Source organism: Rhodococcus sp. AG1013 (genome assembly GCF_003350365.1).
GTDB lineage: Bacteria > Actinomycetota > Actinomycetes > Mycobacteriales > Mycobacteriaceae > Prescottella.
Window position 1 is genome coordinate 22,763 of the sequence record NZ_QQAT01000023.1, and the last position, 25,886, is coordinate 48,648.

Below are 25,886 nucleotides of genomic sequence, written 5' to 3' on the forward strand. Positions count from 1 at the left end.
CATGAGTGACGTTGTGTGCGGTCAATGCGGCGCGGTCAACGCGCCAGGTGCGCAGTTCTGTGTCCTGTGCGACTACTTCCTCGGTCTGAAAGCGGGCGCGTCGTCGGAATCCGGCGACGCCCCGGCATCGAAGGGGTCCGCCAAGAAGGACGATGCGCGGGTGTCGGCGCCGCACGTCGAGGTGCTCTCGGGCGACGCTGTACTCGATCCCGACACCGGCGCGCGTGTGCAGGTGCGGATCTTCAACGCCTCGTCCATCGTCGACGGCTTCAAGGTCGAGATGGCCGGTCCACCGGCCTGGCTGGAACTGACACACGAGGAGATCAGCCTCTACCCGAACCGGGACGACACGATCGCCCTCGAGTTCACGCGCGCGTCCGGCGCGCAGGTGGCCGCGCAGAACGTGCCGGTCTCGCTGAAAGTCCGGTCGCAGACGGACCCGTCGAAGACCGGCACCGCCTCGATCACGCTGACGGTGCCGCGGGTGGGCGGCCCGGTGACGGTGGGGGCACGGCCGACGCTCGTGCGCCTCGACGACGTGACCGAAGGTGCCGCACAGGTCGCCATCGACAACACGGGCAGCAACTACCCGCAGCGACTGGAGGTGACCGGTTCCGACCCGGAAGGGGTCGTGCGCTTCGACTTCACACCGTCCGCGATCGAGGTCCCCGAGTTCGGTTCCGCCGAAGTGTCACTGCGGTTCACGGTCCCGGAACTCGACCACGGGGAGGCCGTCAGCCGACCGCTCACGATCACCGCGACGGGCGGCGAGGACCCGGTGGAGACGACCGTGACGGTCAACCAGGAGCGGTCCGAGGCCCCGGTCGAGATCCCACTGCAGATGCGCCTGGAGCCGAGCACACTGCGCGTGCGCGACTGCGCCATGGCCGACCTGAATCTGGTCGCGGACAACCGCCGGGGAACCCGGGACCGGGACGTCACACTCGAGGGGCGCGACCCGGAGGGGGCGGTGCGCTTCACGTTTCCGATGCAACGGATTCCGGTGCGCGCCGGTGCCACCGAGACCGTTCGGTTCACCGTCTCCTCCCGGATGCCTCCGCCCGGGGAGGAGGCCAGTCACCCCTTCAGCGTGGTCGCGGTGGAGGCGGATTCCGAATCGGATTCGGAGACCGAGGCGACCGGGACCTTCGTCCAGATGACGTCCCCGGCGCCGATCACGACCGCGACCATCCGGCTGGAACCCGAGGAGGTGCACACCCACGGCCGGTCCGGCCGGTACCGGGTGGTGGTCGACAACAGTCGCGGCGCCGACTGGCTGCATGTCACGTTGACCGGTTCGGACCCGGAGAACGCGGTCCGGGTCCGGTTCGACCCGAACCGATTCGAGATCCAACCCGGTCACTACTCGTGGGGTCGGATGGACGTGAACGCCGACCGACCGGAGGGCGGGGCCGACGCGCGCCGCGAGCTCCGGGTGGAGGCGTCGGACGGTCGCGAATCTGTCTCGACACAAGGGATGTTCGTCCAGTCCACACCGGACTGGAAGCCGATCGCCCGGATCCTGCTCACCCTGCTGGGCGGACTGCTCGCCGTCATCGGGGTGTTCCTGCCGTGGATGACGGCGTTCCCCGACTACTACATCGATCTGCTCCTGAATCTGGTGCAACGCAACCCGTACGGCGCGGGGCAGACCAAGGAGAGCGTCGGACAGACCCAGGACGTGGTGGAGTATTCCCAACCGGCGGCCCGGCTCGCGGTGCTCGTTCTCGCCGGTCTCATGATGTTCGGGGTCACCGGCAGGGACGGCAAGCTCACTCGCGTCTCTGGGGTGCTGCTGATCGCGGCGATGGTCGGATACTTCGTCGCCATGGGCGTCGCGACGGGCATCGTCAGCGCACCGATGCAAGGGGCAGTTCTGGTCGTGGCGGGCGGGATCGTCGGCTATATCGGCGGCCTACTCGCCAAGCGGTGAGCCCGTCGCCTCCAGGTGCGGGGCGAAGTCCCGGCCCAGCACGAGCCGACCCAGCTTGCGGTACTCCTGCCGGATCGCCGAGACCAGATCCACCATCGACACGGGACGTCCGCCCTCCGCCGCCCGGTAACCCGCGGTCACCGCCGCCGAGCGAATGTTCCCTCCCGACAGTGGAAACGAGCGGGCACAGTAGGCGAGGTCCAGGTCGTCCTCGCACGGCAGCGGCGGGGCCAGGCACACCTGCCACAGCGCCAGCCGGGCCGCCTCGTCGGGTTCGGGGAAGTCCACGACGACGTCGATGCGGCGGGTGAACGCCTCGTCGAGGTTGGCGCGCAGGTTCGTCGTCAGGATCGCGATGCCGTCGAACGTCTCCATCCGCTGCAGGAGGTAGGCGCTCTCGATGTTCGCGTAGCGGTCGTGGGCGTCGCGGACCTCGCTGCGCTTGCCGAAGATGGCGTCCGCCTCGTCGAACAACAGCACCGCGTTCACCCCGGCCGCCTGGGAGAAGATCCGTTCCAGGTTCTTCTCCGTCTCGCCCACGTACTTGTCGACCACCGACGACAGGTTCACGGTGTACAGATCCAACCCGAGGTCGTGGGCGACCACCTCGGCGGCCATCGTCTTCCCGGTCCCGGATTCGCCCGCGAACAGCCCGGTCACCCCGATCCCGCGCGCGCCGCCGGGACGCATCCGCCATTCCCGCAGCACCCGGTCGCGGTGTCGGGCCCGCGCGGTCAACTCGTGCAGCAGCGCGAGCGGGCCGGGCGGCAGCACCAGGTCGGGCCAGCCGACATCGGGCTCGACCCGCCGGGCCAGCCGCTCGAGTCCGGTCGCGTTTTGCGCCCGCGCACCGCGCCGGAGCGCGTCGAGGTCCACCGCGCCGTCGCTGGATCGGGCCGTGGCGGCGGCGGATCCGATGGCGTGGTGCACCTGGTCCGGGTTCAGCACGAACCGCTCGGCCACCTCGCCGGGGTCGACGGACTCTCCCGCCCCGCGGAGCAGGCTGCGCCACAGTTGCACCCGATCGTCGACGGCGAGGTGCCCGGTCTCGACGAGCAGCGGCGGCGTGACCGTCCACTGCGGATCCCAGGGGCCGACCCCGACGAGGACCACCGGCACGGGGGCCCGCGCCAACGACCGGATCAGTTCCGCGGTGCGGGGCGCGCTTCCCGCCTGTGAGCCGACGCCGCCGACGATGAGGCCGGAGCCGGTGAGTAGCGCCTCGCGGCAGAGGACGCCCGCGACCTCGGACAGGTCCGGCAGCTCGACGAGCCGGGTCGCGTCGGCACACAGCGCCGGCCGGCCGAGCCGGGCGAACGCGGCGACGGCGGTGGCGACCCCGACGCCGCCCGACACCTCCCGCAGGTAGGTCAGGGGCTGCCGACGGTCGATCGCCACCGCGGCCGGGGTGGACCACGGCGTGTCGAATCCGATGGGGTCGGTGAGCACGTCGCGGAGGACCGGATCGGTGAGGTTGTCGCCGAGCAGGTGCGCGGTGACGCGGTCGGGGACGCGCAGTCCCCGGGTGAGGAACGGACGGTCGGTCTCCTCGATGAGGACGAGGCGGTGCTCGACGAGCGGCGAGCCGGCCGCGAGGCGGGCGCGCGCCTCGGCCGCGAGCAGAGACAGGTCCGCCAGTTCGAGCGCCAGCGCCACCGTGGCCCGCCGCCGGCTGACGTCGTCGTTGAGGTAGCCGTAGAGGCGTTCGAAACGGGGGTCCAGATCGGGCAACAGACAGGCCACCAACAGCTCGACGTCGGCAGGGGAGAGGGTCGCGGCCCTGGCCAGGCGACGCAGTCGGATGGCCGCGCCGCGCGCCTCCGCGGCGTCGGCGGAGCGTTCCACGTCGCATCGGGTGTCGACGTCCGGGGCGGGCGGATCGGGTGTGTCGCCCAGCAGGCTGTCGACCACGGCCTCGCTCAGGTAGAGCCCCCGAAACGGGTCGTCGGGTGCGGGGTCGTGTATCCGGCGATGCGCGACCAGCGTGCGAATCCTGTTCTCGACCAGTCGAGCCCGGTCGAGCAGATAGCCGACGCCCGCCGCGCCGTTCACGACTCACCGGCACCTGATCGCGGACGGCCGTGGCGCACCTCGAGGATCTCGGACCCGTCGTGCTCGGCGACGGCCAGCGTGGTGGGGGAGGTCACCGGCGGCCCGGCCGTGTATTCCTGACCGGTGTCCACCGGCATGGTGACCACGATGTCCAGCGACGGTCGCAGCTCACCGCCCAACGCGGTCCACACGTCGGCGAACGAACGGTCCTCCGGCGGAGGCAGCGCGACACCGACCGGGACCGGCAGCCCGAGGTCGGCGAGCGAGCCGCTCAACAGTTCCGGCGGGATCGAGTCGTGCCGGAGGAAGCAGGACAACAGCGCCGCGAGCAGCCCGTGCTCGTCCTCGGGACGCTGCGTCCAGGCGGCCACCAGGTAGGAGAGTTTGAAGTGGCGCGGTGGGAGATGGCGGGCGACAACGCGACTCCCGTCGTATTCGTTGACCAGCCCGCGTTCGCGGCGGCGCAGGTCCTCGCGAATGTCGTACAGGAAGACGTCGATTGACGGGCCGGTGCGCTTGGCGACCCATTCCTTGGTCGGCGCGTCGAAGGCCACCTCGACGTCCGCGCCGTCGAGTGCATCCCGCTCGATCAGCGACCGCAGAGCGCGGTCGACCTCGGGTATCACCAGTCCAACGGTGTCACCGTCGTCGGCGGCTGATAACCCTCGTTCGCGAACCGTCGGGGGAGACGGAAGGAGCCCGAACGACCTTGACACCCTGCCCTTTCGGGCAGCAGTCGATTAGATGAGGCCCTCCCGCATCGCGTAGGCGACGGCATGCGAGCGATTGCGGAGTTGCAGGCGGGTGGTCACGTCGTGCAGGACGTTCTTGACGGTCCGCTCGCTGTAGTTGAGCGTCCGCGCGATCTCCGCGGTGTCCTGGCCTTCCGCCACGAGTCGCAGAACCTCGACTTCTCGCTCGGACAGGCCGGAGAACTGCAGTCCCCGCGGTGCCAGCACCTGACGTTGCAGTCGGCCCACCTGGCCGAGGAGGACGGCGAGGAGATCGGAGGGAACGATTCCCTCGCCCGAAGCGACGCGAGCAATGGTGTGCACCAGCGTTTCCGGTGATGCTTCGGAGCGCCGGACGAGGCCGCGCACGCCGATCTCGGCCGCGGTGACGACGGTGTTGCCCTCGATGGTCCCGAGCACCAGCATAGTCTGCGGCACCCCGCCACGTTGCAACGCACGCAGAGTCCGGGTCACCTCGTCGTCGAGGGTGTCGGCCGCGACCACAGCGATCTCCGCATCGTCGAGATCGGCATCGTCGACGAGCCAGATCTCCGGACGCTGGCGCAACTGACTCATCACGCCCGCCTGCAGGATCGGATCGTTGGCGTAGACGTATGTTGCAATGCGCCGCTGCATGACACCCTCCGGCGTGGTCGACTACACAGTCAACTATCCGCAGGGAACTCAACAACGGCTCAACGGGCAATCCGCTCCGGCTCAACGGGCACTCAACGAGCGGGACTTCGTGCAGTGGTCAGCCCTGAGGTTTGCCGCAGCGCGGGCAGAAGCGTTGGCCGGCCTCGAGTCCGAAGCCGCAGTTGGTGCAGGTGGCAGCCGCTCCGGATGGCGGCGAGGAGCCCGACGGGCGATCGGCAGGCGGCGGTGCCTGCGGTGGTGCCTGCGGCGGCGCCTGCGGCGCTGCCATATTCTGCGGCGCCGGCGCGGTCCCAGAACCCCCGGCCGGGGCCGTCCCTCCGCCGCCTCCCTGACGACTTCGGATGAAGAACACCACGCCCGCCGCCACAAGACCTGCCACGACGAGTCCCGCGACCATCCACATCCACGGCTTCATGGTCGCCGATCCACTGTCGCCGTACTGGTCGCGCAGCTTCACCGAGTCGCGACGCATTGCGGCAGCCTGTGGAAGGTAGGACTGGGACTTCTCCATCGTCGAATCGAAGTTCTTGATTGCGCCGCTGTAGTTCCCGTCGTAGAACTTGCTCAGGCCATCTCGGTACGCGTCGTCCGCCGACGATGGCTTGGGCGTGACACCGTTGCTGGCCAGCAACTGCAGTAAACCCTGCACCGGGACGATGAAGTTGAACGGTTGCGTCTCTCCGGCGGGTGCGAAGCTGTTGATACCGACGACGTTGCCGTCGAGGTTGACCGTCGGACCGCCACTCATTCCGGCCGACATGGGTGCGCTGATCTCGTAGACGGGTTGGGTGGCCACGGTCTTGGCGGCGCTCACGGTGCCGCTCTTGGCGGTTGGCTCCAGGCTGTGGTCGGTTACCCGGTCGGTGCTGCCCGGGTAGCCCACAGACAGCACTTGCGTGCCCACCTGCAGCTTCTCGGAGTCCTCATAGAGCTGCGCGGTGGGCAGATCGTCGTTCTTCGGCTCGACCTTGAGGAGGGCGACGTCGCCCGCGTCCCGCGGCCTGTAGTCGACGACCCGCGCTGGGGTCGGCGGTACGTCGCGCGCTTGACCGGCGAGGGATACGTATAGGCCCGACCCTCGTGTGGGGTCGATGCAGTGGCCGGCGGTCCCGATATAGCCGTCCGGCGTAACGATGAAACCCGTACAGTGCGTTACTGTTCCGTTTGAGTCGGCCCCCGATTCGATGTACACGACAGCCGGGCGGATCAGCGCTGCAGCCTGCACTTCCGGCGTGTACTCGGGCTGGGCCGTCGTCACACCCGCGGCGGCGAACGTGGCGCTGAACGTCAGGACGGCGAGCACGGGATAGCGGAACCGTGATCGATGGTCGGACATGGTGTCCTCCGCTGCAGTCAGCCCGTCTCCGGGCGCTTCCTTGCGGTTACTCCGTCGGTGGAGTCGCCGTATCCGGCGGGGTCACACCGGGAACCTTCTCGGCAGTAGTTGGTTCGATAGGTTCGACCGGGTTCCCCGTTCCTCCGTTGGGTTTCAGGTTCCCCGGCACCTCGCCCCCGCCGGTGGTGACTTCGCCCCCGCCGGTGGTGACTCCCCCGCCGGTGGTGACTCCCCCGCCGGTGGTGACTTCGCCCCCGCCGGTGGTGACTCCGCCCCCGCCGGTGGTGACTCCGCCCTCGCGGGTGGTGACTCCGCCGCCGGTGGTCTCGCCCCCACTGGTGACCCCGGGTTTGGGAATTGGCTCGCCGCTCGGGGGTGGGGGTTTGCCGCCGTGTTCGCCACTCGCGGGCGGTTCTCCGGCGCCCGGGGGTACCGTTTCGAGGGGTTTGGGAGCCCCGATCGTCATCCTGGTCGCGGTGTCGGAGCCGTCGAGTGACGCAAGTTCGACCGAGTGCATCGGCGTCGACGCGGGATCGACGTTGACTACCTGGTTCTCCACGAAGTTGTTCCACCGCGGACCGGTGTAACCCGCGTTGGTCTCGATCGGCGGAGTGAGTGGGCTGCCGGACGCGCAGCGCACCCGCGGAAGTCCCCGGTTGTCGATCATCACTGCGGTTCCTGTTTGCAGAACGGATTGAAATGGTGCCGCCGCATCGTTCTCGAATCCGTAGTTGGTTACTCGGGTGTCGTGGGTCAGAACCACCGGCGATAGAGCGTTCACGTAGGAGCGCACGTCATCGGCCTGAACTACGGACTTGAAGGCGCGGTCCTTAGCCGGATTCGCTTCCAGGAAGTTCGACAGTTTGTCCCGGTCGCAGACGGAATCGTCCAGCGATCCACCGTAAAGCCCGGCTTCGTCGCCGGAGACGGTTGTGCTGCTCATCGCTACTTGATCGGCTCGTTCGGTAGCGCCGGTCGTGGTCGCAACGGATTCGGTCCACGGCGAGGATCCGCTCGACGAAGCTGCCTCGAGAAGGACCGCATTGGCCTCGTCTTCCGGCGACTTGGAGCATCCGGCCGCGGCGATCGCGATGGCGCACATGATGACCGCCGCTGCGCGACCGCGTCGTCTCGGCGGGCGGCCCCAGCGGGTCGCTTCGATAGACGTCCCAGAGCGGGTCACCCCGCTCCGAACAGGCGAGCTGTTCACCGCTTCAGTTTCGCACGCGGGATGCGGTCCGTGATTGCCGACTTTTGTGCCCAAAGGGGCAACCGGCAAGCGGTTCGGAAGGAACTCGATGACACGTCGCGCGGGGGAGTTCCGGGGCCGTGAAGACCGTATGCGCCGGCAGGCCGCGGTCCGCATATCCCCCGTGTGTGGGATGGTTTCCGGTCCGGTCCCGGGCCCACACTGGCAGTAATCGCACATCACGCCGACACAGGACGCGCAGCAATCGCGGTCGGGTCGCGAATCGCGCACGCCGGAACAGGCGAGCGCCGGGGTGGCACGCGGCGTGTGACTTCCGAACACCGATGCAAGAGGGGCCACATCATGCGACATCATCGAGTGCTCCGCTCCGTGAGTCTGGCGCTCGCGGCCTGCGTGACGATGGCCGGGTGCAGCGCTGCCGCAGCCGAACGGGAGGACAGTCGCACGTACTTCAGTGCCTCCGAGCGGGTCGGCGATGGGGCGGCGCGGACGTACGCCACCGTGGACACGAATGGTGATCCGGTCGCGGTCGGTATCCGGATGTCGGCGACCGCGCTGGACGGGCTGCCCGAGAACGGCGAGATGTTCATGCTGGACCTGCCCGAACAGGCGTCGGCGACGGTGTTCGACCACGTCATGCTCAATTGGAACCCGCACGGACACGAACCGGAAATCCTTTTCGGCAAACCGCATTTCGACATGCACTTCTACATCAGCGACATGGCAGCCGTGCAGGGGATCGATCCGAGCGCACCCGATTATGCGGACCGGGCCGCCCGTTTTCCGGACGCCAAGTACATTCCGCGGGACTACATCGCCCCGCCCGGGCCGCTGGCATCCGAACTGGCAGTGCCCTTCATGGGAGTGCACTGGTTGGATGCGACCGCCGGCATGATCCCGGGCGTCTACGACTTCACCCAGACGTTCATCAACGGGTCCTGGGACGGGAACTACACCTTCATGGAACCGATGATGACCCGAGCGTGGCTGCAGACGAAATCGTCGATCCGTGAGCCCATCAAGCAGCCGCAGGAATACCAGCACACCGCCTACTATCCCACCGTCTACAGCGTCGGATTCGACGACGCGACAGGCGAATACGACATCACCCTCGGGGAGATGATCCTGCGCCAACAGTCCTGAACCACGATCTCGACCACACGAAGGTGCTCCTCGAAACGGAGGCGACGTCATGGCACTCGATCCGAACGGTCCGGCCGACACGCGGATGATGGCAATCCTGCACGACGCGTTGCGCCGCGACCTGACCCGCACCCGCACCGTCCTCGCCTCACCGAGTCCGCCCGACGAATCGCAGCGGGTGGCCCTCGCCGACCACCTGATCTGGATGATGCAGTACCTGCGCTTCCACCACGTCACCGAGGACGAGTCCTTGTGGCCGTTGATCCGCCGGCTGAACCCGGCCGCCGGTGCCCTGCTGGACCGGATGGACGCCGACCACGCGCGGATCTCCCCGGAGATCGATCACCTCAGCGCTGCCGCCGGCGGCTACCGCGCGGTGCCGTCTCCCGAGGCCCGCCAGGCTGTGGTCGCGGCGCTCGATCGACTCGAGGCGGTGCTGCTGCCGCACCTGCGCAGTGAGGAGGACGAGATGATGCCGGTTGTCTCCCGCACCATCACCCGTCGGCAATGGGACGACTGGGGACGCGAGATCGTCAAGAACAAACCCAAACTCGAGTTGGCGCGGGAGGTGCCCTGGGTCATCGACGGCCTGGACGACGAACGGTATCGGGTCGCCACCGATGTCCTGCCCGCGGTCGCTCGATTCATCATGCTGCACGCATTCGCCGGCCGGTATCGGCGGGCCAGTACCACCCGTTGGGGCGCCGAGGTCGAGGTGACACCTCGCCGGGCGCGCCCGGGCGCGCAGCGTCCGGCCTGAGCGACTCGGTCGCTCCAAAGTGTGGGAGGAACAGTGGATACCGGAGCCAGACACCCAATTCGGCACGGCAGTCGCGTCGTCGACGCCGTGGTCGACGCGGTCGCGGACCTCGGGGTGCGTCACATCTTCGGAGTCGACGGCGCCAACATCGAAGACCTCTACGACGCGCTGTTCGCCACCGACCGCCGCGTGCAGGGGGTGGTGGCCAAGCACGAGTTCGCCGCGGCCACCATGGCCGACGGCTACGCCCGCACGACCAGCGGCCTCGGCGTGGTGGCCGCGACGTCCGGCGGCGGCGCGATGAACCTGGTGGCCGGGCTCGCCGAGTCCTACACCTCCCGGGTGCCGGTGCTGGCCCTGATAGGGCAACCACCCACCACTCTCGAGGGCACCGGCGCATTCCAGGACTCGAGCGGCAAGGCCGGAACGATCAACGCGGTCCGGCTGTTCACCGAGGTCTCCCGCTACTGCGCCCGGGTGGAGCGACCCGACGACCTCGCCGACCATCTGGAGCGGGCGGTCGCCGCAGCACGATCGGGTGGGCCCGCAGTATTGTTGCTACCCAAGGACATCCAGCAGTCCGCCGTCGACGGGGCGGCCACCTTCCGCCCACCGCCCCGCCGGTCCGGCCAGGACCCGGCCGGACTCGCTCGGATCCGGGATCTGCTGGCGGCGGCCCGCCGGACCGGGAAGGTCGTGCTCATCGCCGGCGACCAGGTGGCGCGCGACGACGCCCGGCCGGAGCTGCACGCCCTCGCCGCCGCGGTGGACGCCGCGGTGGGGGTCGCCCCGGACGCCAAGGACGTCTACGCGGCCGACCAGCACGGCTTCTGCGGCGTCACCGGGACGATGGGGCACACCGAACTGCTCGAGGTGGTGCGGCGCAGCACGCTGTGCCTGCTGATCGGCACCCGACTGCCGGCTACCGCCCGCACCGGCCTGGACACCGCCGCGGCCGCCGTCCCGGTCGCCAGTGTCGGCGCCGAATCCCCGTATCTGCCCACCGTGCACGCGACCAGCCTCGACCTTCGTGAGGCGTTGGCCGAACTCGCCGAGGCCTTTTCGGCGGGGCGCACACCCGATGCGGCCACTCACGGCGGGTCGACTCCGCTGCAGGTCCCGGTGTCCGCGGGCCCCGGGATGCGCTACCGGGAGGCCGTCGAGGCGATCGCGGCGATGATGCCCGCCGGATCGGACACCTTCGCCGACGCCGGCAACACCGGCGCCGCGGTCGTGCACCACCTGCCGGTCCCCCGGGGCGGTCGGTTCGTCGTCGCACTCGGCATGGGCGGCATGGGCTACAGTTTCGGCGCCGCGATCGGCGCTACATTCGCACGCGGGAGCGGAGCCTGCGGAGCGCCCCGAGAGCCCCGGCGGCAGACCTTCGTCATCGCCGGAGACGGCGCCTTCTTCATGCACGGCCTGGAAATCCACACCGCGATCGAGCATCACCTCCCGATCACCTTCGTGGTGTTCAACAACAACGCCCACGCCATGTGCGTCACCCGCGAGCAGCTGTTCTACGGGGACCGCTACAGCTTCAACCGGTTCCGGCCCTCCCGGATCGCCGAGGGGGTCGCCGCGATGTTCCCGTCACTGCCCTCGTACCCGGCCCGCACCTGCGATCAACTCTTCGACGCCCTCGAAGCCGCGACCGCGACCAGCGGTCCGGCCTTCATCGCCGTGGACTGTGACCCCGACGAAATCCCCCCGTTCGTGCCCTTCCTGGAACGAGCCCCCCACAGCCGAGGAGGAACGCCATGACCACCGCTCTGCCCGCTCTCAGTGACATTCCGGGCGGCGTGATTCCCGGGGTGCTGCGGATCGAGACCTCCGACCGGGAGGCGACCACCCCGATCATTCTGGACATGCTCCGGTCGGTGTACGCCCACCAGCAGGTTTTCGGCGAGTACTGCACCGTCAACGGGTACATCGCCGCACCGCCGCGTGACGTCTACCGGTACCTGTCGGACACCCGCAGCCTCGAGGAATGGACCTACAGCCTCCGGGGTTTCGCCCCCACCGAGCAACCCGGCCTGTGGTCGGCCCATGACCAACTCGGCAGCGACACCACCATCTACGCCCGCACCGTGACGAATCCGGACGCGATGACCGTCGACTACCACTGCGCCTGGGACCAGGGTCGGCATCTGTGGATGATCTACCTGCTCCGGGTGGTCGATGCACAAACGGTGTTCGACAAGCCCGGATCGGTGGTGCTGTGGACGAACTGCCACCACCCGTTCTACGACCGCAACCCGTATCCGGAGACCGCTCCAGCGGACCGCAAGACATGGGTCGGGGACCTCTGGGACATGTTCGCCGCCGGTCACCGGCTCGAACTGGACAATCTCACCACACTCTGCGAATACCGGGCCCGTAGCGGCCTGCCGATCACACCCGAATGGATGGGGTGAGCGGCCCATGGACACGGTCAGCCTGCTCGATGTAGCCAGCTACCTGCCCGGCGACCCGGTCGGCACCGACTACTTCACCCGGTACGCACGCTCGGATCGGATGGCGAAGAACATCATGTTCCGCGCACCCACCCACCGCCACCACGTGGCCGCCGGGGAAACCGCCGTCGACATGGCCGAACGCGCCATTGCACCCCTGATCGACCGCCACGGCACCGCAACCATCGCAGACGTCGATGTCCTGATCACCCACACCCAACTGCCGGATCTGCCCGTGCTCGGCTGCGGCGCCGACCTGGCACGCCGACTGGACATGACCCCGCGGTGGATCCTCGACATCCACAACGGCGGCTGCGCCGCCTTCATCCACATGCTCGAACTCGCCCGAACGATCCTGTCCACCAGCACTGCGCACACGGCCTTGATCGTCACGACACAGAACAGCGCCGGCCAGATCTTCACCCAGTCCGACGTCCGCCCACTGGCACAGGCCGCGGTTCCCGGTGACGGCTGCGGGGCCGCCCTCGTGGGCATCTCGGACCGCGCCCCCATCCTCGGCATCGAGATCCGCCACCACCCCGAGTTCGCCGGGGACATGACCGCCGCGATCGACCCGCCCCGCAAGTACTGGGCGCCCGGTACCGGGCAACTGCGAATCTCCTTCACCGACTCCAAGATCACCACCGTCTTCGCCCGCGGCAACCGACTCGTCCCCGAGGTGGCACTGTCGGTGTGCGATCACATCGGCGTGACGTCCGCCGACATCGACACGTTCGTCACCAACCAACCCAACCGGCTGTTCCTGCGGAACTGGCGTGACGCACTCGAACTCACCCCCGAGCAGCATCCGGACACCTTCGACGAGTGCGGAAACCTCTTCGGCGCCGCCATCCCGGTCACCCTCGACATCGAGAACCGGGCCGGCCGGATCCCGGACGGATCGCTGGTGGTACTTGCCGGATTCGCGCACGCCGGTGATTTCGCCGCCGCCGCCGCGATCCGGTGGGGTGCCCAACCCCACGGCACGACCCCCGGCCACGAATAGACCACCCGCGCATGCGCTCCGGGGCATCCGCGGGACCGCATACCCGGCTCACGAGGCGAGCGATCGCGTCCGCAACCGCGGTCGGTTGCTCGAGAATCACCGAGTGCCCGGCGCCGTGACGCAGACGAAATCGCAATCCTCGACCTGAGCGGCGATCGCCACCGAATGTGGCGGTGGCGTCACCAGATCCGCCGAACCGCACAGCACCAGCGTGGGAACCGCCGCGAGGGCGGGCACCGTCCGGGACTCGTCGTGGGTCAGGAACGAGCTCAGGAAGCCGGCCATCGTCACGATCGAGGTCTGGTCGTGCATCGCCATCGCACGTGCGAGGACCCGGCGGTTGACGTTTCGGTCACCGAATTCGACCCCGCCGATGACCGGTGCGAAAACCTTGCAGCCGAGTCGCTTCAGCTGCTCCATGGATGTCGGTGCGCGCCCTACCGCGGCCTGGAGACAGGACACGACGGGATTGCGTAGTAGTCGGCCGAGGCCCGCGTCGGCCAGGCCGCTCGCGGCGGCCGCGATCAAGCCGACGCCGACGATTCGGGTGCCGATCTCATCCGGATGCTGCCTGGCATAGGTCAGCACCGCCATCCCACCCATGGAGTGGCCGACCAGGACCACAGGACCGGTGGGGACAACAGCGCGGAGCACGACATGGAGGTCGCCGGCCAACTGCTCGAGATTGCAGGTCCGGGAGGGAGCCTCGGCGGAAGCGCCGTGTCCACGGTGGTCGTAGCGGACGATCCCGGCACCGGCGTACCGCTGCATCAGGTCGTCACGGACCGCGGACCAGGATTCGCTACTCAGGCAATGGCCGTGCAGCAAGACCACGGTCACCGGGGCGTCGGAGGGACGGTACTCGCGAACGGCAAGCGAGACACCGTCCTCGGCCAAGACCGTGGTCCTTCGTTCGACCAGCTCCGGGCTGGTGATCGAGATCGACATGCCGCACTCCGAATCTGTCTGAGGTGGCAGGTTTCATCGCTGTCCATCGTGGACGCTGCCCGTCTGCCCCCATCCCGCAATTCCGCCGAGGCTCCGTCTCGATGGTCGCGCCACTCGTTCCGCTCGCAGCGTCGAGGAACGTCCGAAGGCGGCATCGAGAACCGCACGGAGTGTCGGCTGTTCAGCACTCAGTTCGTCCCACAGGCGCTGGGGCGGAGCACCGTCCTCGACCGCCTGATCGCGCTTTGCGGCGAGGCAGGTGGCCCAACGATGGTGCAGCGCCAGCAACACCCCGTCCTCTCCGCCGAACAATCGATCAACATCGGGAAGGCCGTCGAGCAACAGCGGCCCCGCCGGGTCGATTCGAGCGCGCGCGAGCACCGTATCGAGAATGGCTTTGCGTGCGTGGCAATCCGTCCAGCCCATCGAACTCGCCTCCATGGCAAAGGAGTCGAAATGCTCCAACACCAAGTGTGGGTCCGCGGGCGGGGCGATCACCATCCCACATTCGGGGGGCGAGACGATTTCGATCAGCGGTCGATCAGCGTCAGGAGCTGGTCCGCCGCGGTCGAGGCCCCGTCGGTGGCTCGGATTCGGGCGCCGAGCGCGGCGGCGCCGGTTCGGTAGCTCTCGGTCCGGAGGAGTTCGTCCAGGGTGCCGCGAATCTGATTGGGGTGCGCCGTCTTCCGGAGCGCTTTGCCGGCCCCCGACGCGGCCACCGTCTTGCCGATCGTCGGTTGGTCGGTCAGGGGGGACATCGGCAGGATCAGCATCGGAAGGCCGTGCGCGAGGGCGCGGAACGTGGTTCCATGCCCGCCGTGCCCGACCACGGCCGAGCACGTCGGCATCAGTTCGTTGTGCGGAATGTACCGGTGGACGGTGGCATTCGCGGGTGTGTGGAGGTCCGACGGATCGACTGCGGGGCCGGTCGTCACCACCAGTTCGACGTCCAGGCTCTCGGCGGCGTCGAGGATGTTCTGCAGGACCCGGCGCTGGCCCGGGAGGCCGCCCGTGCTGAGGCTGGCCAGCACTAGTGGCGGAATGCGGCCCACTGCTTGTCTTTTCGCATCGTGCACCGCGCCGGTCCACACCAGATTGCCGTCGTGGGCTCGTCTGCCTGCCGGGTCGAGCGTCCGATCCGAGCACACCAGTGCCAGGTCGGCCTGCCGCCAGAGGCGGCGCGGTTCCAGTCCCTTGAGCCGGGCGCCGATCCCGAAGGGGCTGCGTGGGAGCATCTCGTCCAGGCATCCGAAGAACGTCGGGAACAGGGCGACATGACGCAGGCCCGCCCGCGCCGCCGCGTCGAGCGCATTGAACAGCATGCAGTCGATCACCACGAGGTCGGCCGGGTCCGCCCGCACCGCGTCGAGCAGGTCCTGCCCGATCCCAGGATTCGTCATCACAGCGAGCATCCTGGTGACCAGCTTCCACGTGCCGTGGATTTCGTGCGGAGTCCACGGGGGCGAGTTCCGGTAGGCCCGGAATTCCAGTCCGGCGTCGTCGACGGTGATGCGCAGCGCCTCGTGAGCGAGAACACGAACGCGGTTTCTGCGGTGCAGGAGCTCTCGCCCTATTCTCAGTGTGAGCGGCACGTTCCCGCCGCCGTCGAGCGTGACGAACAGAATGTCGGGCATGGCACCACCTTCACGAGTCCGGGCGATGCGGCATCACACGGATCCCGCACCGGCGAACCAGCCGTCCGGCGCGACCGGAGAGTCGAAACGCGGCAGGTAGTGGGTGAAGAACAGCTGCGCGACGAGTTCCTGGCGGCTGTTCACCCCGACCTTCGCGTAGATGCTTTTCAGGTGGTCTTGCACCGTGTACGGGCTGACGAAGAGCCGATGCGCGACCTCGACACGCGTCTTGCCGGCCAGGATGTGGCCGAGCACCTCCGCCTCCCGGGGCGTCAGGCCGTGAATGGCGGCCAGCAGCGAGACGATCTCCGCGGGTCCTGCCGGCTCCAGTGTGACGACCACGCGCCCCGCTGTGCCGCGGCCGTCGAGTTTCCCGGCCCGGATGACGACCCACTCCCCGTCGATCGTCCGGGCCCGCGTGACTGCGGCCGCTGCGCCCGAGTTCCGTAAGCGCTCCGCCGCGAAGACGGCGGGAACCATCCGGGTTCCACACTCGTCGCTGATCCGATCCAGGTACGCCACCGCCGGTGCCGTCGCCGATTCCACCTCGTCGTCCGGCCCGACGATTACCACGGACGGACCACCCGGTACCTCCGCCAGCACCCGAGGTGCTTGACGGATCAACGACAGGCGAAGGCCCTCGCCGATCGCGCGTACGGTACCGGCGAGCAGCCGTACCTCGTCACGGCTGAACCGCCGTCCGGGGCCACGCATCACCGTCCCGCAACCCCAGCAGAGCTTGTCGCGCCCGTGGACGACGAACCGCATCTCATCGTCCATCCCGAACGGCTCGAGGATCTCGACATAGGGCTCCGCGCAACGGATATCCCCGTCGATGGCATCGCGTATCGTCTCGACCCCGACAGGATTGCGGGCCAGCTTGCCGATGGCGTTCCCGTAAGGCGCCGGGCCGTATTCCAACCGGGCGGCAGTTTCAACGGCATGTCTCGGCACGGAATCAACGCCGATCGTCGTCTGTGAGGTGGGCTGCAGTGTTGCCGGATCGAGCATCGCCATGAGGCCGATGTCGTAGGGGATTCGGGTGCGGATCGCGTCGAGAACTGCGTGCCGGAACTCGATACTGTCGGCGGATCCGAGCGCCGCGTCGCACACACTCGAGCGCAGCGGTTCGACCTTCCGCACCACGGCCATGTCCCCAGTATGCGCTGGCCGAAACCGCGCGCGATACCCCCAGCGGGGGGACGGTCGGATTGTATGACCGCCGCGTCACGCCCGGTACGGTCGCGTCAACTCGCGCAACGGAACCCGGTCGAAGACCGTCCTGACGGCTCGACGAGTCGCCCGGGATTCGGTTGGAACGTTCGAAGCCGACGCCGTGGCCATGAGTACTGTTTGTCAACATGAGGCTGCTCGTCACCGGTGGCGCCGGATTCATCGGCACCAACTTCGTCCACCAGACCGTCGCGGAACGACCCGATGTCCGCGTCACGGTCCTCGACGCGCTGACGTATGCCGGAAACAAGGCCTCGCTGGACGCGGTCGCCGACCGGATCGAGTTCGTGCACGGCGACATCGCCGACGCGGAGGTCGTGAACCGCCTGGTCGCCGACTCCGACGCCGTGGTCCACTTCGCCGCCGAGTCGCACAACGACAACTCGCTCGCCGACCCGTGGCCGTTCGTCCGCACCAACGTCGTCGGCACGTTCACGCTGCTGCAGGCCGTCCGTGACCACGACGTCCGCTACCACCACATCTCCACCGACGAGGTGTACGGCGACCTCGAACTGGGCGATCCGGCCAGGTTCACCGAGTCCACCGCCTACAACCCGTCGAGCCCGTACTCGTCGACGAAGGCGTCCAGCGACATGCTGGTGCGGGCGTGGGCGCGCTCGTTCGGGATCCGGGCGACGCTGTCGAACTGCTCCAACAACTACGGCCCGTTCCAGCACGTGGAGAAGTTCATCCCGCGGCAGATCACCAACCTGCTCGACGGCGTCCGCCCCAAGCTGTACGGGCAGGGCCGCAACGTCCGCGACTGGATCCACGTCGACGATCACAACCGCGCGGTGTGGGACGTCCTCGAGCGCGGCCGGTTGGGGGAGACGTACCTGATCGGCGCGGACGGCGAGGTCGACAACCGCACCGTGATCGCGATGCTGCTGGAGCTCTTCGGGCGACCTGCTGACGATTTCGATTTCGTCCCCGACCGGCCCGGTCACGACCTGCGGTACGCGATCGACTCGACGCGCCTGCGCACCGAACTCGGCTGGGAGCCGCGCTACCGGGACTTCCGCAGCGGTCTCGAGGCCACCGTGCAGTGGTACCGGGACCATCCCGAGTGGTGGCGGCCGGCCAAGGAAACGACCGAGGCCGGATACGCGCGCACCGGGCAGTAGCCCCAGCCTGCCCGAACGCCCCGATCCGGCCCCGTCGGGTACCCGGTCGCGGTAGCGTGACCAGCATTCGTGTCGGGACAGTTCACTCGGTCGTCGAACCGGAGGGGGCACTCGTATGGGGGCCGGACCGCAGAACAAGTCACGTCGCAGCCGCCGTGTGTCCGTGAGGGCCGGCATGGTTGCAGCCGCCGTCGCGGCGGTGAGCCTGGGCACGGCAACGGGTCAGGCCGCGGCCGACCCCGTCGCGGGTTCCCCACCGTGCTCGCCGGTCCGGGTGGAGGGTCTGCTGGCCAACGTCACCAATGCGGTGGCGCCGGGCCTCGAGCTGCCGCTGCCGTGCCAGGACGCGGTCGGAGTCGGCGTCGTCGGCCCCGCCGAGGTGCAGGCCGGGGTGATCGGTTCGGCCGTCGTCGCCGGACTCGGCAGTCTCGGACTGCTCGGCGCGAGCAGCATCGACTGGAACAACATCGGCCCCGACAACACCGGTTCCTTCAACCTGGGATGGGCCAACACCGGATCGAACAATGTCGGGTCGGCCAACACCGGGTCGGGCAACGTCGGGTCCGCGAACACCGGTTCCGGCAACGTCGGTTCGGCCAACACCGGTTCCGGGAACCTCGGGTCCGCGAACACCGGGTCCTTCACCTACGGCTCGCTCAAGACCGGGATCGGTTCGCTGGCCGCCGGCTCGCTCGGTATCGGCACGCTCAGCTGAGCATGCCGGGCGTGCTCACGCCTTGCTGGGGAGCGGCACCCGTGACTGCTCGTGCACCAGCGCGTTGCGCAGGGCCCGGTTGCCGGCGAGCGCGGCCACCGTTCCCGCGAGCACCTCGCAGAGCGTGAACAGCAGCCGCGACGTCAGCGCCAGCGCGAGTGCGGTGCCGGAGTCGGCCACCGGGGCGAGCGCCGCGACGATCACTGCCTCGCGGACGCCGATCCCGGACGGCACCACGAAGACCAGTACGCCGGCGCACATCGCCAGCGCGATCGCGCCGATCGACGCGATCAGCCGGTCGGTGCCGAACCCGCCGAACGTGGACGCCAGGATCCACAGGTGCACGCCGTACGCGACCCAGCTCACCGAGCACCAGATCAGCGCCAGGCCGATCTTGTGCATCGTGAGCGGCCGCTGCAGCGGCGCGCGGCGCAGCACCTTGAGTGCGATGTTCACGAGCCGGGTCAGCACCGGCGGATACGCGCAGATCAGCGCGATGGGCACCAGCGCAATCACCGCGACCGCGGCCGGGGTGCCGATCTGGAACAACGCCGGCAGCCCGAGCAGGCCCACCAGCAGCGCCGACGTGGTGCTCAACCCCACCGTGACCAGCACGGTGATGAACGCCGCCGCCCCGGAGACGCCGGCCCGGCGCGCCAGTTCGGTCTGCAGCACGAACGCCCACACGCTGCCGGGCAGGTACTTGCCGAGCTGGCCGACGAGGTAACAGCGGGCCGCGTCGAACGCGGGAATCGGTTGCTCGAGCGCGCCGAGCGTGTGCTGCCACGCACGGACGGCGGCGCCCATGCCGAGGAAGATGAAGACGGTCGACGCGACCAGCGACCACCACGACAGGTCGTGGATCGTCCCGCGGACCTCGGTCCACTGCGACTTCACCGCGAATCCGATCGCCACGACGATCGCGACGGTCACGACGATCCGGAGGGCGTTCACCAGCAGCGTTCGCTTGGTGTTCGGCGGCGACTCCGGCGGTTCGGCGACGGAATCGGTGTCGGATGTCATCCGAGTCCACTCCTCGCGTGGTCCGTCAGGGCTTCTCGACCATAGCAACCGGTCATGCGGTGGCAGGGAAAGCGAGCGGCTTCGCTGCACGCTCACGCCACCAGTCGAACGCGGTCGCGAGGGCGTCCGGAACGGTGCCCGCGGACGTTCCGGGCGTATACAACTGCGCGACCGCGGCGACATCGGATTCCGCGATTCCCGACCGGCTCATGCCGATCGTGTTGGCACCCTGCAGCTCCACCGGATTCCCGAACGCCTTCGCGAACGGGGGCACGTCCTTGACGACGACGGTGCCCATGCCGGTCACCACGCCGGCGCCGACGACGCGGCGCTGATGCACCACGGTGTGCATGCCGATGTTCGCACCGTCGCCGACGCTGACGTGCCCGGCGAACGTCGATCCCGCCGAGACGACGCAGCGGTCGCCGACCTGGACGTCGTGCTCGATCGCGACCCGGTTCATGACGAAGCACCCGGCGCCCACGGTCGTCACCCGCTCGCTGCCCTGGTGCACCGTCGACAGTTCGCGGATCGTGGTGTCGGCGCCGATCACGATGCCGCGGTGCGGCGCCGGCTCCGACCACGAGGCGGGGTGCGCGGCACCGAGGATCTCGGGGGGCGCGCCGAGCACCGCGCCCGCGCCGATCCAGCACCGGTCACCGATGGTGAGCGGACCGGTGAGGACCGCGTGCGGTCCGACGGTCACGTCGTCGCCGATGACGACGGCGTCGCCGATCACAGCGGTGGGGTGGATGTGACAGTTCTGTCCGATCGACATGGTCCGGCGGGAATCCTTCCGGGGGCGGGAGGCAGCACTTCGCTACCCTCAGGCGGTTGCCCCCGATGATTCGCGGGGTGTCTCGAAGGAATCTATCGGAGGGCCATTCAGTGATTGCAATCTCGAGCATCTCGTTCGGGGAGGACGTCGAACGGGAGGTCCTGGACACGCTGCGGTCGGGGATCGTGGCGCAAGGCCCCAAGGTCAAGCGGCTCGAGGAGGAGTTCGCGGCGCTGGTCGGTGTCCGGCACGCGGTGGCCGTGAACAACGGCACCACGGCGCTCGTCGCTGCCCTGCAGGTGCAGGACCTGCAGCCCGGCGACGAGGTGCTGACCAGCCCGTTCACCTTCGTGGCGACGCTCAACGCGATCCTGGAGGCCGGTGCGACGGCGCGTTTCGCCGACATCTCCGAGGCCGACTTCAACCTCGATCCGGCCGTCGCGGCCACCCGGATCACCGACCGGACGAAGGTCCTGCTGCCGGTGCACCTGTACGGCCAGTCGGCGGACATGGCGGCGCTGATGCCGCTCGCCGCCGAGCACGGGCTGTCCGTCGTGGAGGACGCCGCCCAGGCGCACGGCGCGACATTCGACGGCCGCGGCGCCGGCAGCTTCGGGCTCGGCTGCTTCTCGTTCTATGCGACGAAGAACCTCACCACCGCCGAGGGCGGCATGATCACCACCGACGACGACGTCCTCGCCGACCGCCTGCGCGTGCTCCGCAACCAGGGCATGCGGGAACGGTACGTCTACGAGATGGCGGGCCAGAACTACCGGATGACGGACCTGCAGGCCAGCCTCGCGCTGCCGCAGATGGCGTCGTACCCGCAGCAGGTCGAGGCGCGGCGTCGCAACGCGGAGGCCCTGCAGGCGGGCCTGAAGGATGTCGCCGGTCTGCAGTTGCCGAGCGAGCTGCCCGGCCGCGAGCACGTGTGGCACCAGTTCACGCTGCTGCTGGCCGAGGACGCGCCGATCGATCGCGACACCCTGTCGGCCCGGCTGACCGAGCGGGGTGTCGGCAGCGGCATCTACTACCCGAAGGCGGTCTACGACTACGAGTGCTACCGCGAGCACCCGCGCGTCGTCATCGAGGACACCCCGGTCGCGACGTCGGTCGCGGCCCGCTGCCTGAGCATCCCCGTCCACGCTCGACTGTCGGAGTCGGACGTGGACCAGATCATCGCCGCGGTCCGCGGCGCGATGGAGGCGTGAGCATGAGCAACCCGAAGATCGCCCTGATAGGTGCCGGCAAGATGGGCTCGCTGCACGCCCGCGTCGCGTCGCAGTCGCCGCTGACCGACCTCGCGCTCGTGATCGAGCCCAACGCCGAGCAGGGCCAGGCGGTGGCCGAGCGCTGCGGTGCGCAGTGGGCGCCCGACTTCACCGACCTGTCCGGCGTCGACGCCGTCGTCGTCGCGGCGGCCACCCCCGCGCACTACGAACTCGCCGGACGCGTCCTCGACCTCGGCAAGCCGCTGCTGGTGGAGAAGCCGCTCGCCGCCACCTACGAGCAGAACGTCGACCTGGTGGAGCGTTCGGCGCGCGCCGACGTCCCGCTGATGTGCGGTCTGCTCGAGCGCTTCAACCCGGCCGTGCGCACCGCCCGCGAGTTCGCGGGCGAGGTGTGGCAGGTGACCGGCACGCGGCACTCGCCGTTCGTGTCCCGCATCCCGACCGGTGTCGCGACCGACCTGCTCATCCACGACCTGGACCTCGCGATCGGGTTCGTCGGCTCGGAGCCTGTCCAGGCCCGCGCCGAGTTCGGCTACTTCCATCCGACCTCGATCGAGAACCGCGCCGAGGACAGCGCAGACGCCATCATGCGCTTCGAATCCGGCGCGGTGGCAACCATTTCCGCGAGCCGGCTCAGTCAGCGCAAGATCCGTCAGCTGTCGCTGCTCGAGGCGGACCGTCTCATCGAGATCGATCTGCTGCGCCGCGACATCACCGTCTACCGGCACGTCGACGACGACATCACCGCCGACGGCAGCAGTTACCACCAGCAGACGATCATCGAGATCCCCACGATCCGGTACAGCGAGGAGCCGCTCTCCGCGCAGCTCGGACACTTCGTCGGACTGCTGAACGGCACCGGCGACGTTGCCGCCGAACGGGCCTCGATCCTGCCCGCGCACCGCGCGGTCCACGAGGCGACAGTGTCTGCGGTCTCGGCGATCAGCTGAAGTTGCGGGCGATCACCGCTTGCACCAACGCGGCGGTCGGGAAGTCGGCCATGACGACTCCCGCCCGCCTGCGACCAGTGCATCGCCGGGCGGCGAAGCGCGCCCAGTACTACTGGACCTACCCGGAAGCCACGCCCAGCGGCCGCCGGAGGCGCTGTCTCGTGGTCTCGTAGAGCACGACGGATGCCGCGTTGGCGGCGTTGAGCGAGCTGGCCGAGCCCGTCATGGGGATACGCACGACCCGGTCGACGCCGTCGCGCCACGCCGCGCTCAGGCCGGTCGTCTCGTTGCCGACGACGAGCAGCGTCGGCAACGTCAGGTCGACATCGAAGACATCGGCGTCGCCGTTCTCGTCCGTTCCGACGATCTGGATGGGGACACCCGCGGCGCGATGCGCCGCGACCCACGAGAAGACGTCGTGTGGGGACGACACTCGTACGGTCGGCACGGCGAACAGCGATCCGGTGCTCGCCCGCACGGCGGCACTATCGTACGGGTCGGCCGCGTGTCCTGTCACGATGACGCCCGCCGCCCCGAACGAGTCGGCGGAACGGATGACGGAGCCGAGGTTGCCGGGGCTGGTGGGCCGGTCGAAGGCAACGCCGAGGAAGTCGTGCGCGACCGGGATGCGTCCCAGATCGTCACTGGGAAGGGACATTACGACGATGAGCTCGGGGGCGTCGGCCCCCTTCTCGCCGAGTTCGACGATCAGCTCGCGCGTGAGGGCGAATCGCTCGCCCTCGGCCCTGTCCAGGATGTCCCGCGCCCACTCGGACAGCCGGCGGTCGGCGTCGAAGAGGACGGCCTCGACGGCCCATCCTCGGTCGAGTGCGATCGTGATGGGCCGCACGCCCTGTACGACGAACGCGCGCAGGCGCTGCCGCTTGTTGCGGTTCGTCAGCAGCGCCTGCCATTGCTGGAAACGCGCGTTGCGCGTGGTGACCTTGTTGGCTGCCGGCGACATGCCGACACTCTAGAGACCTTCGACCCGAATCCGCAGCGGGGTATCCCCGGCCGGCCTACCGTCTCTCACCGGCGTTCGACGTCGGTGACGGCGACGGCGTAGGAGTCCGCCGCTTTCCGGAACTGTTCCTCGAGTCGCGGCCACCGGGGCTCGGCACCGAACCGCGAGCGCGCACGCAGATACTGCTCGCGCGCACCGGACTCGTCACCCGTGGCGAGTCGGTAACGCAGGACGTCGAAGTCGATGTCCGACCCCACGGATCGGACGATGTCGTCGGGGCCGCGAAGCTGACCCATCGCCGCCAGCGCCTCGGTGAGTGCAGCGCGCAGCTGGCCGGCGACGGCGGGAACATCGGTGTCGGCCTGCACGGTCACGTGCGGTCCCATCCCGGTCGCGATGTTCTCGATCCGGCGCCGGTACTGGCAGTCCACCTCGGCGGGACGGTCCTGTACCGGCCGTCCGATGACCCGGTCGAACTCCGGGGAGTAGACGCCGCAGTTGGTGTAGAAGCGGATCGACTCGAAGCTGTTGCCCGCCGAGCGTTGCAGATTGACGACGTCGACCAACCCGTCCCGCTCCCGGGTGAAGGTCAGCCTCCGCTTCCGGAATCCGTGCTCCTTCAGGAGCGGGACAGCGCTCTCGCCGAGGAGGGTGGCGAATACTTGCTCAGCCGATGGATGCTCCATGCGGACATGCTCGCAGACCCGGGCGGCTCCCCGCCACAGATGAATTCGTCAGGTCAGTGGTTCGGCCGGCGATTGCTCCCAGCCGTCCCCGGTCCACGAGATGTCGATGGGGTATTCACTGTTGACGGCGTTGGCCCAGTAGTCGATGGTGCCGTGGTGCGGCGAGTCGAGTTCGATCCAGCCGATGGAGAACTCGTCGCGCAGCAGGCGTCGGGCGCGACGGTCGATGGCGCCCAGCGAGGCACAGAGCCCGCGGATCCGCGACTCGATCCAGTCGGCCGAGGGGTCCGGGACCGTGATCTCCAGGGCGCTCCCGTCGCGCAACGGGATCACGACCAGCAGCTCACCGGAGTCCGGTCGTATCTCCCGGGTCGCGCGACGCTCATAGGCGCGCAACAGCTCCCGCGGGTCGTAAGGCACACCACCGGACCGTCTGGACTGACCGAAGCGAAACACGGACTCATTCTGGCTCACCCGACGCGGGGCGCGACCCGTTCCAGCTTCCAGACCTTCCCGGAGGGCGGCGGCCGCTTCGAGTCCCGGACAACACCGACGGGCAATAGGTGCGGGTTCCGCAGGTGGTAAATCGGTGGCGTGGGCGGCTCGGTACCGCGATCATGAACCGGCCACCGATACGCAACCGATGAGGAATCGCTCCCCATGCCTGTGTCTGCCGACCCGACGATCCTCCATCCGATGCCTGAGCAGCCGCGAGTGGTGCTACTCAGGCCGATGCTGAAGTCGCCGCTGATCGAGGTCGGGGAGTTCTCCTACTACGACGATCCGGACGATCCGACCGCGTTCGAGACGCGCAACGTGCTCTACCACTACGGGCCGGAAAAGCTGATCATCGGGAAGTTCTGCGCGCTGGGCACCGGAGTGCGGTTCATCATGAATGGCGCAAACCACCGCATGGACGGCCCCTCGACCTTTCCGTTCCCCACCATGGGCGGCTCGTGGTCCGACCACTTCGACCTGCTCACGGATCTGCCGAACCGAGGGGACACCATTGTCGGAAACGACGTCTGGTTCGGCCACAGCGCGACGGTGATGCCCGGCATACGGATCGGACACGGCTCGATCATCGGCTCCGGTGCCGTGGTCACCCGCGACGTACCCGACTACGGCATTGTCGGCGGCAATCCGGCCCGTCTCATCCGCACCCGCTACAACGACGAGGACATCGCCCGACTCCTAGCCGTGGCCTGGTGGAACTGGCCGACCGAGCACATCACTGACCATGTGCGAACGATCATGTCGGGGAGCATCGCCGATCTGGAAGCCGCTGCCCCGCACATCCCGCAGGTGTGACGCC

General features: G+C 68.7%; 25 protein-coding genes. 11 read left to right on the forward strand and 14 right to left on the reverse strand.

Features of this window, described 5'->3' with window-relative positions; translation table 11 throughout:
- Nucleotide 1: 1 nt before the first annotated feature.
- Nucleotides 2–1,933, forward strand: a complete 1,932-nt coding sequence (locus DEU38_RS28685) for a hypothetical protein (protein ID WP_181818909.1) — start codon at nt 2–4, stop codon at nt 1,931–1,933.
- Here the strand turns inward: DEU38_RS28685 and DEU38_RS23050 are convergent.
- The 5 genes from DEU38_RS23050 to DEU38_RS28690 form a co-directional block, all read right to left on the reverse strand.
- The gene (locus DEU38_RS23050; protein ID WP_114723720.1) at nt 1,916–3,985 is read right to left on the reverse strand and encodes an ATP-binding protein; all 2,070 of its coding nucleotides are present in this window, start codon (nt 3,983–3,985) and stop codon (nt 1,916–1,918) included. The two genes, DEU38_RS28685 and DEU38_RS23050, sit on opposite strands and share 18 nt — an antisense overlap.
- Nucleotides 3,982–4,611, reverse strand: a complete 630-nt coding sequence (locus tag DEU38_RS23055) for a DUF4255 domain-containing protein (RefSeq protein ID WP_114723721.1) — start codon at nt 4,609–4,611, stop codon at nt 3,982–3,984. The genes DEU38_RS23050 and DEU38_RS23055 overlap by 4 nt, the downstream gene beginning before the upstream one ends.
- 114 nt (nt 4,612–4,725) lie before the next feature.
- Nucleotides 4,726–5,352, reverse strand: a complete 627-nt coding sequence (locus DEU38_RS23060; RefSeq protein ID WP_114723722.1) for a response regulator transcription factor — start codon at nt 5,350–5,352, stop codon at nt 4,726–4,728.
- 118 nt (nt 5,353–5,470) lie between these two features.
- Nucleotides 5,471–6,709, reverse strand: coding sequence for a trypsin-like peptidase domain-containing protein (locus DEU38_RS23065; RefSeq protein WP_114723723.1), 1,239 nt, complete (start codon nt 6,707–6,709; stop codon nt 5,471–5,473).
- Nucleotides 6,710–6,755: 46 nt separating this feature from the next.
- Nucleotides 6,756–7,652 carry a DUF6777 domain-containing protein gene (locus DEU38_RS28690; protein WP_181818910.1) on the reverse strand — a complete coding sequence of 299 codons (897 nt, stop codon included), beginning with the start codon at nt 7,650–7,652 and terminating at the stop codon, nt 6,756–6,758.
- A 609-nt stretch (nt 7,653–8,261) separates the two neighbouring features.
- Here DEU38_RS28690 and DEU38_RS23075 point away from each other — a divergent pair.
- From DEU38_RS23075 to DEU38_RS23095, 5 genes are read left to right on the forward strand one after another with little or no spacing between them, the layout of a single operon-like run.
- A complete protein-coding gene (locus DEU38_RS23075) occupies nt 8,262–9,062 on the forward strand; it encodes a DUF5602 domain-containing protein (RefSeq protein WP_114723725.1) in 801 nt (266 codons plus the stop codon).
- 49 nt (nt 9,063–9,111) lie between these two features.
- The gene (locus DEU38_RS23080) at nt 9,112–9,822 is read left to right on the forward strand and encodes a hemerythrin domain-containing protein (RefSeq protein ID WP_114723726.1); all 711 of its coding nucleotides are present in this window, start codon (nt 9,112–9,114) and stop codon (nt 9,820–9,822) included.
- A gap of 33 nt (nt 9,823–9,855) precedes the next feature.
- Nucleotides 9,856–11,586 carry a thiamine pyrophosphate-binding protein gene (locus DEU38_RS23085; protein WP_114723727.1) on the forward strand — a complete coding sequence of 577 codons (1,731 nt, stop codon included), beginning with the start codon at nt 9,856–9,858 and terminating at the stop codon, nt 11,584–11,586.
- Nucleotides 11,583–12,239 (forward strand): SRPBCC family protein, encoded by a 657-nt coding sequence (locus DEU38_RS23090; RefSeq protein ID WP_114723728.1) that lies wholly within the window; start codon nt 11,583–11,585, stop codon nt 12,237–12,239. Before DEU38_RS23085 ends, DEU38_RS23090 begins: the two co-directional genes overlap by 4 nt.
- A gap of 7 nt (nt 12,240–12,246) precedes the next feature.
- Nucleotides 12,247–13,284, forward strand: coding sequence for a 3-oxoacyl-ACP synthase III family protein (locus DEU38_RS23095; protein ID WP_114723729.1), 1,038 nt, complete (start codon nt 12,247–12,249; stop codon nt 13,282–13,284).
- 96 nt (nt 13,285–13,380) lie between these two features.
- Here the strand turns inward: DEU38_RS23095 and DEU38_RS23100 are convergent, their stop codons facing one another.
- The 4 genes from DEU38_RS23100 to DEU38_RS23115 all read right to left on the reverse strand — a co-directional run bounded on the left by DEU38_RS23100 (nt 13,381) and on the right by DEU38_RS23115 (nt 17,018).
- Nucleotides 13,381–14,232, reverse strand: a complete 852-nt coding sequence (locus DEU38_RS23100) for an alpha/beta fold hydrolase (protein WP_181818917.1) — start codon at nt 14,230–14,232, stop codon at nt 13,381–13,383.
- Between the two features lie 33 nt (nt 14,233–14,265).
- A complete protein-coding gene (locus DEU38_RS28695; RefSeq protein WP_181818911.1) occupies nt 14,266–14,700 on the reverse strand; it encodes a hypothetical protein in 435 nt (144 codons plus the stop codon).
- Between the two features lie 62 nt (nt 14,701–14,762).
- The gene (locus DEU38_RS23110) at nt 14,763–15,866 is read right to left on the reverse strand and encodes a glycosyltransferase (protein ID WP_114723730.1); all 1,104 of its coding nucleotides are present in this window, start codon (nt 15,864–15,866) and stop codon (nt 14,763–14,765) included.
- Nucleotides 15,867–15,899: 33 nt separating this feature from the next.
- Entirely contained in the window at nt 15,900–17,018 is a 1,119-nt protein-coding gene (locus tag DEU38_RS23115; RefSeq protein ID WP_114723731.1) for a helix-turn-helix transcriptional regulator, read from the reverse strand.
- Nucleotides 17,019–17,227: 209 nt separating this feature from the next.
- On the opposite strand from DEU38_RS23115, the gene rfbB reads away from it, so the two are divergent.
- Nucleotides 17,228–18,223: a dTDP-glucose 4,6-dehydratase gene (rfbB, locus tag DEU38_RS23120; RefSeq protein WP_114723732.1), complete on the forward strand. Its 996-nt coding sequence runs from the start codon at nt 17,228–17,230 to the stop codon at nt 18,221–18,223.
- A 175-nt stretch (nt 18,224–18,398) separates the two neighbouring features.
- Nucleotides 18,399–18,938 (forward strand): pentapeptide repeat-containing protein, encoded by a 540-nt coding sequence (locus tag DEU38_RS23125; RefSeq protein ID WP_114723783.1) that lies wholly within the window; start codon nt 18,399–18,401, stop codon nt 18,936–18,938.
- A 15-nt stretch (nt 18,939–18,953) separates the two neighbouring features.
- Here DEU38_RS23125 and DEU38_RS23130 read toward each other — a convergent pair whose 3' ends face one another.
- Together DEU38_RS23130 and DEU38_RS23135 are read right to left on the reverse strand one after the other, a co-directional pair.
- Entirely contained in the window at nt 18,954–19,961 is a 1,008-nt protein-coding gene (locus tag DEU38_RS23130; protein WP_114723733.1) for a lysylphosphatidylglycerol synthase transmembrane domain-containing protein, read from the reverse strand.
- A 52-nt stretch (nt 19,962–20,013) separates the two neighbouring features.
- Complete coding sequence (locus DEU38_RS23135) at nt 20,014–20,739, reverse strand: DapH/DapD/GlmU-related protein (RefSeq protein WP_114723734.1); 726 nt, start codon at nt 20,737–20,739, stop codon at nt 20,014–20,016.
- Between the two features lie 110 nt (nt 20,740–20,849).
- Between DEU38_RS23135 and DEU38_RS23140 the strand changes: the two genes are divergently transcribed.
- Both DEU38_RS23140 and DEU38_RS23145 read left to right on the forward strand, forming a co-directional pair.
- On the forward strand, nt 20,850–21,950 hold the full coding sequence (locus DEU38_RS23140; protein WP_114723735.1) for a DegT/DnrJ/EryC1/StrS aminotransferase family protein: 1,101 nt from the start codon (nt 20,850–20,852) through the stop codon (nt 21,948–21,950).
- 2 nt (nt 21,951–21,952) lie between these two features.
- Nucleotides 21,953–22,921 (forward strand): Gfo/Idh/MocA family protein, encoded by a 969-nt coding sequence (locus DEU38_RS23145; RefSeq protein ID WP_258558117.1) that lies wholly within the window; start codon nt 21,953–21,955, stop codon nt 22,919–22,921.
- A gap of 118 nt (nt 22,922–23,039) precedes the next feature.
- On the opposite strand, the gene DEU38_RS23150 is transcribed toward DEU38_RS23145, so the two are convergent.
- The 3 genes from DEU38_RS23150 to DEU38_RS23160 all read right to left on the reverse strand — a co-directional run bounded on the left by DEU38_RS23150 (nt 23,040) and on the right by DEU38_RS23160 (nt 24,991).
- On the reverse strand, nt 23,040–23,885 hold the full coding sequence (locus DEU38_RS23150) for a TrmH family RNA methyltransferase (protein ID WP_114723737.1): 846 nt from the start codon (nt 23,883–23,885) through the stop codon (nt 23,040–23,042).
- A 65-nt stretch (nt 23,886–23,950) separates the two neighbouring features.
- Nucleotides 23,951–24,571, reverse strand: coding sequence for a DUF4304 domain-containing protein (locus DEU38_RS23155; protein ID WP_114723738.1), 621 nt, complete (start codon nt 24,569–24,571; stop codon nt 23,951–23,953).
- Nucleotides 24,572–24,619: 48 nt separating this feature from the next.
- Nucleotides 24,620–24,991, reverse strand: coding sequence for a hypothetical protein (locus tag DEU38_RS23160; protein ID WP_258558118.1), 372 nt, complete (start codon nt 24,989–24,991; stop codon nt 24,620–24,622).
- A gap of 240 nt (nt 24,992–25,231) precedes the next feature.
- Here DEU38_RS23160 and DEU38_RS23165 point away from each other — a divergent pair, with 240 nt between their 5' ends.
- On the forward strand, nt 25,232–25,882 hold the full coding sequence (locus DEU38_RS23165) for a CatB-related O-acetyltransferase (RefSeq protein ID WP_114723740.1): 651 nt from the start codon (nt 25,232–25,234) through the stop codon (nt 25,880–25,882).
- Nucleotides 25,883–25,886 lie beyond the last annotated feature (4 nt).

Excerpts from the sequence above, each read along its gene's own strand:
- DEU38_RS28685 (WP_181818909.1), top strand. The coding sequence starts at position 2 with ATGAGTGACGTTGTGTGCGGTCAATGCGGCGCGGTCAACGCGCCAGGT.
- DEU38_RS23060 (WP_114723722.1), bottom strand. The coding sequence starts at position 5,352 with ATGCAGCGGCGCATTGCAACATACGTCTACGCCAACGATCCGATCCTG.
- DEU38_RS23065 (WP_114723723.1), bottom strand. The coding sequence starts at position 6,709 with ATGTCCGACCATCGATCACGGTTCCGCTATCCCGTGCTCGCCGTCCTG.
- DEU38_RS28690 (WP_181818910.1), bottom strand. The coding sequence starts at position 7,652 with ATGAGCAGCACAACCGTCTCCGGCGACGAAGCCGGGCTTTACGGTGGA.
- DEU38_RS23075 (WP_114723725.1), top strand. The coding sequence starts at position 8,262 with ATGCGACATCATCGAGTGCTCCGCTCCGTGAGTCTGGCGCTCGCGGCC.
- DEU38_RS23080 (WP_114723726.1), top strand. The coding sequence starts at position 9,112 with ATGGCACTCGATCCGAACGGTCCGGCCGACACGCGGATGATGGCAATC.
- DEU38_RS23090 (WP_114723728.1), top strand. The coding sequence starts at position 11,583 with ATGACCACCGCTCTGCCCGCTCTCAGTGACATTCCGGGCGGCGTGATT.
- DEU38_RS23095 (WP_114723729.1), top strand. The coding sequence starts at position 12,247 with ATGGACACGGTCAGCCTGCTCGATGTAGCCAGCTACCTGCCCGGCGAC.
- DEU38_RS23100 (WP_181818917.1), bottom strand. The coding sequence starts at position 14,232 with ATGTCGATCTCGATCACCAGCCCGGAGCTGGTCGAACGAAGGACCACG.
- DEU38_RS23110 (WP_114723730.1), bottom strand. The coding sequence starts at position 15,866 with ATGCCCGACATTCTGTTCGTCACGCTCGACGGCGGCGGGAACGTGCCG.
- DEU38_RS23115 (WP_114723731.1), bottom strand. The coding sequence starts at position 17,018 with ATGGCCGTGGTGCGGAAGGTCGAACCGCTGCGCTCGAGTGTGTGCGAC.
- rfbB (WP_114723732.1), top strand. The coding sequence starts at position 17,228 with ATGAGGCTGCTCGTCACCGGTGGCGCCGGATTCATCGGCACCAACTTC.
- DEU38_RS23125 (WP_114723783.1), top strand. The coding sequence starts at position 18,399 with ATGGTTGCAGCCGCCGTCGCGGCGGTGAGCCTGGGCACGGCAACGGGT.
- DEU38_RS23130 (WP_114723733.1), bottom strand. The coding sequence starts at position 19,961 with ATGACATCCGACACCGATTCCGTCGCCGAACCGCCGGAGTCGCCGCCG.
- DEU38_RS23135 (WP_114723734.1), bottom strand. The coding sequence starts at position 20,739 with ATGTCGATCGGACAGAACTGTCACATCCACCCCACCGCTGTGATCGGC.
- DEU38_RS23145 (WP_258558117.1), top strand. The coding sequence starts at position 21,953 with ATGAGCAACCCGAAGATCGCCCTGATAGGTGCCGGCAAGATGGGCTCG.
- DEU38_RS23150 (WP_114723737.1), bottom strand. The coding sequence starts at position 23,885 with ATGTCGCCGGCAGCCAACAAGGTCACCACGCGCAACGCGCGTTTCCAG.
- DEU38_RS23155 (WP_114723738.1), bottom strand. The coding sequence starts at position 24,571 with ATGGAGCATCCATCGGCTGAGCAAGTATTCGCCACCCTCCTCGGCGAG.
- DEU38_RS23165 (WP_114723740.1), top strand. The coding sequence starts at position 25,232 with ATGCCTGTGTCTGCCGACCCGACGATCCTCCATCCGATGCCTGAGCAG.